This window comes from bacterium, assembly GCA_030693205.1.
In the GTDB taxonomy this organism is placed as follows: Bacteria; Patescibacteriota; Minisyncoccia; order JAHIHE01; family JAHIHE01; genus JAHILZ01.
On sequence record JAUYBG010000017.1, the window covers coordinates 1 to 6,959 of the forward strand.

At 39.5% G+C, this 6,959-nt stretch carries 7 protein-coding genes; all 7 read right to left on the reverse strand.

Annotation, left to right across the window (positions count from 1 at the left end; genetic code table 11):
• Nucleotides 1–779, reverse strand: a 779-nt coding sequence (locus Q8N37_03940) for an MFS transporter (protein MDP3057639.1), incomplete at its 3' end; no start/stop codon positions are given.
• Between the two features lie 13 nt (nucleotides 780–792).
• A complete protein-coding gene (locus Q8N37_03945; GenBank protein MDP3057640.1) occupies nucleotides 793–1,869 on the reverse strand; it encodes a sugar phosphate nucleotidyltransferase in 1,077 nt (358 codons plus the stop codon).
• Between the two features lie 8 nt (nucleotides 1,870–1,877).
• A complete protein-coding gene (locus tag Q8N37_03950) occupies nucleotides 1,878–2,678 on the reverse strand; it encodes a glucose-6-phosphate isomerase family protein (GenBank protein ID MDP3057641.1) in 801 nt (266 codons plus the stop codon).
• A gap of 25 nt (nucleotides 2,679–2,703) precedes the next feature.
• Nucleotides 2,704–3,630, reverse strand: coding sequence for an NAD-dependent epimerase/dehydratase family protein (locus tag Q8N37_03955; protein ID MDP3057642.1), 927 nt, complete (start codon nucleotides 3,628–3,630; stop codon nucleotides 2,704–2,706).
• Nucleotides 3,631–3,669: 39 nt separating this feature from the next.
• On the reverse strand, nucleotides 3,670–4,167 hold the full coding sequence (gene ruvC, locus Q8N37_03960; GenBank protein ID MDP3057643.1) for a crossover junction endodeoxyribonuclease RuvC: 498 nt from the start codon (nucleotides 4,165–4,167) through the stop codon (nucleotides 3,670–3,672).
• Nucleotides 4,164–4,889: a YebC/PmpR family DNA-binding transcriptional regulator gene (locus Q8N37_03965; protein ID MDP3057644.1), complete on the reverse strand. Its 726-nt coding sequence runs from the start codon at nucleotides 4,887–4,889 to the stop codon at nucleotides 4,164–4,166. Before Q8N37_03965 ends, ruvC begins: the two co-directional genes overlap by 4 nt.
• Nucleotides 4,890–5,547: 658 nt before the next feature.
• Nucleotides 5,548–6,711, reverse strand: coding sequence for a hypothetical protein (locus tag Q8N37_03970; protein ID MDP3057645.1), 1,164 nt, complete (start codon nucleotides 6,709–6,711; stop codon nucleotides 5,548–5,550).
• Between the last annotated feature and the right edge of the window lie 248 nt (nucleotides 6,712–6,959).

Sequence of the window (6,959 nt, forward strand, 5' to 3'; positions counted from 1 at the left end):
TTATCAACCCATACTCCAACAAAATAAAAAACCGCGATAGAAATGACTAGAGAAACTGTTTGTATAAAACCAATCGATTTATACTGAGGGATTATGATAAAAATAAAAATCGGCCAGAGCGCGTTATACAAATATAATTGGATATTATCAAACCCGTTAGCAATCAAGTCTGGGTAAATTTTCCGTAAAGATACCAGTTTAAAATTAATTTTCCTAATTTTAGAAACTTCGGGCGTTGATAACAACAGCGCAATGGACGGCATTATTAAAATCGCCGTTAGTAAAAAAGCAGAACCAAAACCGTAATTAGCAATAACTATGCCTCCAATAAGCGGACTAATAGCAGTTGCAATAGCTATAAAGATATTAAGCCGGCCAAGAATTTTTCCCCGATTTTCGTTCGGAGAAATTTTAGATAGATGTATCCAATATGGCGGCCAAAGAAAAGACTGAACTACACCTAAAATCAAAGCACTAGCAAAGAAATTGATTGATAAATAATCGATCTTATGCAAAAAAACAAAATAAATTATCTGAAAAATCAAAGCCGTACCAATCATTTTCTTAGCGCCGTAGATGCTTGAGAGATGCGCCGCTATTGGAAGAGATAGAAGCCGTCCGGCTTGGCTTATCGCGTAAAACCAAAAAATTAACGATATTGAAAATCCTTTTTCAAATAAATACAAAGGAATAAAAAGCGAAATTATCGCAAAAGCAAAACTATACAAAGAAACACTGATGTAAAAATTTTTTAACTCTTTAAGGTGAATGAGATTCATTGAATAGAATATTTTACAAATGCTTCTCCCCGTTCGTCTTTTCCAGCATCGCCACGATCTTTTTCACATCCTGCGATTGGGATTTGTCGCAGATCAAAATCACATCCGGCGTATCCACGATTATCAGGCCTTTCAAGCCCACAGTGGCGATCAATTTTTTCGGCGAACCGTAAACCAAAAGATCTTTTGAACCGATATCCAAATGAGCGGCTTTAACGAAATTTTTATTATTATGCTTTACCAGAGAATCTTTGAGCACCGCCCAGCTGCCGATATCGCTCCAGCCTAAATCCGTCGGCATCATCAAAACCTTATTATCGTTTTCAACAATGCTATATTCAAAAGAAATAGGGTCGCTTCCGGGATATTCTTTTTCCAAAACTTCCCGATATTCGAGAGTATCAACGGCGTTTATGAATTTTAATATCCGTTCATAGGTATCCGGTACGAATTTTCTATATTTTTCAATCAAATTTTTCGGCTTGCAAATATAAATTCCGGAATTCCAAAAATACTCTCCGCTCTTAATAAGTTTTTGAGCGGTTTCAAGATCCGGTTTTTCTATAAACTTTTCCACTTTATAAACCGATCGTTTGCCCTTTTTTGAAAATATTCCTCCTTTTTTTATATATCCAAGCCCTGTATCGACGGCATCCGGTTTTACTCCAATCGTCAAAAGATAATCAGAATTTTTTTCCAAAAAAGCAACCCCGTCTTTAATAGCGGAAATCAAAGTTTTGTCTTTTTTTATCAGATGATCCGCCGGAAAAATTACTACTGTTTCGTCGGGGCATCGCTTGATAAAAAATGCGGTAGACAAAGCGATACTGGAAGCGCGCTCTCTGCTAACAGGCTCATCAATAATATTTTCTTTTAAAACGTTCGGCAGCTCTTTTTGCACTTCTTTTACATAATAAGAACTGGTGGAAATATAAATATCGCTCCATGAACCCAGTGGCAACAATCTTTCCGCTGTTTCCTGAAGCATTGTTTTGTCGCTGATCAATTTTTGAAATTGCTTGGGTTTTTCTGTCCTACTTAAAGGCCAAAGGCGCGTACCGCGTCCGCCAGCCATAATAAGAATTTTCATAAATAAAATCATTTATTATTTAAAACTCTCTCCCATAATTCAGAATAATTTTGCGGATTATTCAGATAATCCAATTTTTCCAAATTATTTGCCAAACCATACATATTTATGTCTTTAACTAATCCAATATCGCTAAAGTTAGTCGGTTTTAAAAATCGCAAAGGCGGCACCTCGGAATAATTTCCATTTTTCACCCACCATATTCCATCGGCCGCTTTTTTATCAACCAATGCATAATACGCCGCGCCATGCTTCATCTTTATCTGTTTATAATCGGAAAGCGAATTGCTTGGCGTCCAGTTGCTCATTCGAATAGGATCTTTCGAAAGAAAAAAAGTGAAATGCCCATAGCCCGGCGGCATCAAAACTTTATCGCCGCTTTTCGCCCGCACCGCATAAACATCAATGATCTTATCGCCTTTCAGTTTTTGCATCAGATAATACGCATCGCCCTTGATAAGTTCGTAGAGTTCAGGATAAGTAAAATTCGTATCCTCTATTCCCGAATGATAATGTCCGGCGGTTTTATTATATTCTTTCCCCAAAATTACCGGCACTGATTCGAGGATATCGTAGCGCAAGTCCGCTTCTTTGATTTTCTCCGCTTCTTTTTCGCTTTCCGCCAAATCGCGATACATATAATAAAGCGGCAGGGATTTGTTTTTTTTCGCCCATTCTTGGTCCAGGATAACCTCTTTCATATCAGCGACAAATCTCACGCTCGGAACTCTTTCTTTGCCGCCGAAAATAATGGCATTACTTTTATTGCCTTTTTGGCCATAGTCGGTATATTTTTGTTTTGTTTGCATATATTTATTTATATTTTCGATTTAATTATTTGCTCGTTTTATAATTATAATATTCAATTATTTCTTTTAACCCCTTTTCAAAAGGGTATTGCGACTTAAACCCTAAAACTTTTTCCGCTTTTCCGGTATCCGCCCAATTTTCATAAACATAGCCTTGCAATGGACTGGGGGTATATCGGCATTCAATCTTCTTGCCAAGCGCTTTCTCGAGTATTTTTACCATATCATTTATGGTATATTGAAAACCCGCTCCAATATTAAAAATATCATTTTCAACTTTCGAATTCATCGCCAGCACACAGCCTTCAATAATATCTTTTACAAAAGTAAAATCCCGCGTTTGATTGCCGTCTCCATAAATAACCGGCTTCTCGCCTTTTTGCGCCGCCCACAAGAACTGCGTCACTAAATTCGCGAAGTTCTTTTTTGCTTCCTCGTGCGGGCCATAAACGCTAAAAAATCTTATCCCGATCGATCGCACGCCGTGCCAGTCAAAATATAATTTTGCCAATCTTTCCATCGCATAACGAGCTTCCGTATATAGATCTTTGACATGAACCGGCATATCCTCAGTAAAAGGGGTCGGATTGCCATTGTAGATCGAAGACGAAGAAGCATAAACAAATTTACAATTCTCTCTTTTGGCTAATTCCAAAATCACATTGAACTCGTTTATCGCCTCTCCTACCAAATGCGGATTTTCCCTGTATAGCGGCGTCGAGGAAGGAATGCCATAGTGATAAATTCCGTTTAAATTTTTTATGTCTTCATTCTTGAAAATATTCGCCACCGAAGATTTAATAAATTTAATTTTATTCTTTACCGCCTCTAAGTTTTTCAAGCTTCCCGTAGAAAGATTATCAACCACAATGACGTCGTGCCCTTCGGCTATCAATCTTTCTATTAAATTCGAGCCGATAAATCCGGCTCCGCCTGTCACTAAATATTTCATATTTTTTATCTAATATTTTTAAAATTTGTACTCAATTGCTTATTTGATGTCGTATAATACTCCGCAGGAGTGCAAGCTGTGCGCGGCGCAAATGGCAATCGCCAGCGCGTCGGCCGCGTCATCCGGACAAGGAATCTCTTTCAAACCAAGTATCGCTTTGACCATCTTTTGCACTTGTTGTTTTTCGGCTCGTCCATAGCCGACCGTAGCGATTTTTACCTCCAAAGGAGTATATTCGCAAATATGCAAATTCGCTTCTTTGCCGGTAACCAAAAGCACTCCGCGCGCTTCCGCCACTTTTATGGCTGTTTTAAGGTTCTTAAAGAAAAAAAGCTCTTCCACAGCCATTACACCGGGCTTATATTTTTTTATGATTTTCCCGATCTCTTTCTTTATAATACTCAACCGGTCGGCCTGGGGCAATATTTTATCCGTTGTGACACATCCGTAACCAAGAAGCGACAATTTGCTTTTTTCTTTTAAAATTATTCCATAGCCGACTATCGCCGTACCGGGATCAATACCAAGGATTATCATAAATTTTCAATATTAGAATAAATTTCTTCCACATCATCCTGTTCGTCCAATACGTTTAAAAGTCCTTCCACGTCTTCCGTCGCTTTCGCGTCTTCAAGCTTAATCGGATTTTTTGCCACCCAGTCAATCGAAGCACTCGTTACTTTATTTCCAGGTACCTGCAATATTTTTAGAACCTTATCAAAATTTTCCGGTGCCGTATAAATTTCCAACGTTCCATCTTTTTCCTTTACATCCTCGGCTCCCGCCTCGATCGCCGCCATTTCCACACTCTCGTTTTTTTCTTTTTTGCCGCCCTCAAGCACTATCACGCCAAACTTATCAAACATCCATTTCACGGAACCGATCTCGCCCAGCCGGCCGCTATGCTTTGATAAAATATTTTTTATTTCCCCGACGGTCCGATTTTTATTATCCGTCAGAACCTTAACCACAAACATCGTCCCGTGCGGCCCAAAAACTTCATATTCGGCATTTTCCAGTTCCACGCCGATATCTCCACCGGCGCCTTTTTTTATCGCCCGCTCGATATTCTCTCTCGGCATGTCTTCATATTTCGCTCTTTCAATGGACATTCGAAGCTCCGCATTCATATCCGGATCCGCGCCTTTCCTGGCAGCCACGGCGATAAAACGCGCCATTTTGGTAAAAACCTTGGCCCGCTCGGAATCAGTTTTCGCCTTGCCTCTTTTAATTTGCTTCCACTTGGAATGTCCGGACATAAACAAATGAATTATGATTTAAGTTTCTACACTATAGCATTTTTCGCTCAAAAAATCAACCTTTGTAACCATAAAAAAACTTAACTCTGCTTAACTATAGCCTTAATATCCTGTGGATAAGCAGTTGACCTCTTGTAATAAAATAAAACCCTCTTTTACGAGGGTTTTATTAATTTGATCTTTCGAAAATTCACGCTTAGAATCTTGACGGTCTTGAATCTCGGAATTTTCTCATGCAATCTTTGCATCGAATCGAATCCAGTCTCGCTGGGTCCGGATTGAACGGAAGTTGAGTGATCGGAGTGCCGCAATCTTTGCACTTGATGTTCATGTTAGCAACATCGAACATCTGCTTTTGGAAGCCGCCCTGGTTGCCAGAGCCGCCGCCGAAATCTTGGAATGCCATATGATTTTTTTCTTTCTTTTTTTAATTAAGCGACCTTTCTAGCCCGCTTGGTAGCAGACTGACTTTGATAGGTCACATACTTAGCTTGGCCTTTAATATATTTAAAAATAATTATATTTTACGGGTCGCAAGATATCTAGAACCTATTAGTCTAATTACATTATACCTGAAGCGCGCGGGATGTCAAATTAAATTTTTTCCAAAAAAAATAGCCAGACCAAGACATTGTCTTGATCGGCTAAAATTGAAAACTTATTTTTTTATTTTTCGCGCCAGGATTACCAATATGGCAATGAGCGCGAATCCGCCTGCTCCAGGCGAGCTTTTGCACCGATAGCCTTCACAGCCATCGTCTGATGTTGCTGTTGACGGCATGGCGCTTATTGGCGCGGCTGGCTGATTCTGATTATAGAAGGCCTGTACTGTTGCCACGGGAGTCGCTTGAACTGCTGTTGAAAGTTTGTTTTTAATAGTTACGGTAACTATTTTATAACCAATTTTTGTTTGTCTAAAATAGTTTGCCGTTACTTTTACCTGAAGCGTTCCGGTATTATTGAAAACGTGAGGGCAAACGGAAGTCATGCAATTGATCCCTTTCAGGTCTTTTAACATGCTCGTCTCTTTGCCATTATTCATGAGCCAATAATTAAACACCGAAACATTATCATCTCTTCTTCTGGTTTCCGAAGCGTCAAATACGCATTCCTCTCCTCGGAAACAAGTAAGTGTACTGTTGATGAAAACAACCGGAATATCATTGCCAGTGTTCCCTTTATTAACCTCCAAAGGTTCTTCGATTATGGAAGTTGCTCCAAATAAATCTTTTACCTCGAGCTTAATAAAGTAATCTCCAAGCTCTGCCGGCTTCAAACGCATCTGAGAAAGCTCTCCTTTCTCATTGGCTGTCGTGCTGTCTTCACTGATCGGCACCTGCTGACCATTTCTGATTACATATAGCGTCGCCTTGCAATATTGTACGCGATCCCCTTCTTCATTAAAACCGTTTCCGGTTTTAGAGTTTTTACAACCAACGTTAAAACTCGTAAATGAGAAAGCAGGATCGTGGTTAAGCGATGCCGATGGCGGAGAATTAGCAGAAATAATTCTTATTTCCGCCTCTTGCTCTATTCGCCTTGCGCCATGCGACAATACGGCTTTTATTATAATGTTCTTGCCTCCGGACAGAGCTCCCGGCCTTATTGTCGCCTTTGTTTCCTTAAGCGACGCATTGCCGAAAATCACATCGGGATTATCGGTTGTCCAGCTAAAACTATAGCCAACACAATCTCTTGGTTTGCTATATTTAGTTTTTAGCCAAAAAACCTCACCCGACACAACACTTGTTTTGTTCGGTTCTATCGTTATGCCGTCTGTCAAAAACTCCGGAAGACAAGTATCCTCGTATGCCTTTGACAAAGGAATTTCAGAAAACAACAAAACGCTAAACAGTACCATTAATACCAACATTGATCCACTCTTTTCCATTTTCAATCATCTCCTAGTTTTGCTCTATAAACATAAAAAGAGAACAAGTCCCTAGTTCTTAATGATTCGATTCCACTCACCATTAATTCTGAGCACGTCGAACGAATTAAGGACTTGTTATTATAGCATAAAATAGCGTTTTGTCAAGACAGCTTTAGCTTTTTCCTCACTTCCTGATA

Excerpts from the sequence above, each read along its gene's own strand:
- Q8N37_03945 (MDP3057640.1), bottom strand. The coding sequence starts at position 1,869 with ATGAAAATTCTTATTATGGCTGGCGGACGCGGTACGCGCCTTTGGCCT.
- Q8N37_03950 (MDP3057641.1), bottom strand. The coding sequence starts at position 2,678 with ATGCAAACAAAACAAAAATATACCGACTATGGCCAAAAAGGCAATAAA.
- Q8N37_03955 (MDP3057642.1), bottom strand. The coding sequence starts at position 3,630 with ATGAAATATTTAGTGACAGGCGGAGCCGGATTTATCGGCTCGAATTTA.
- ruvC (MDP3057643.1), bottom strand. The coding sequence starts at position 4,167 with ATGATAATCCTTGGTATTGATCCCGGTACGGCGATAGTCGGCTATGGA.
- Q8N37_03965 (MDP3057644.1), bottom strand. The coding sequence starts at position 4,889 with ATGTCCGGACATTCCAAGTGGAAGCAAATTAAAAGAGGCAAGGCGAAA.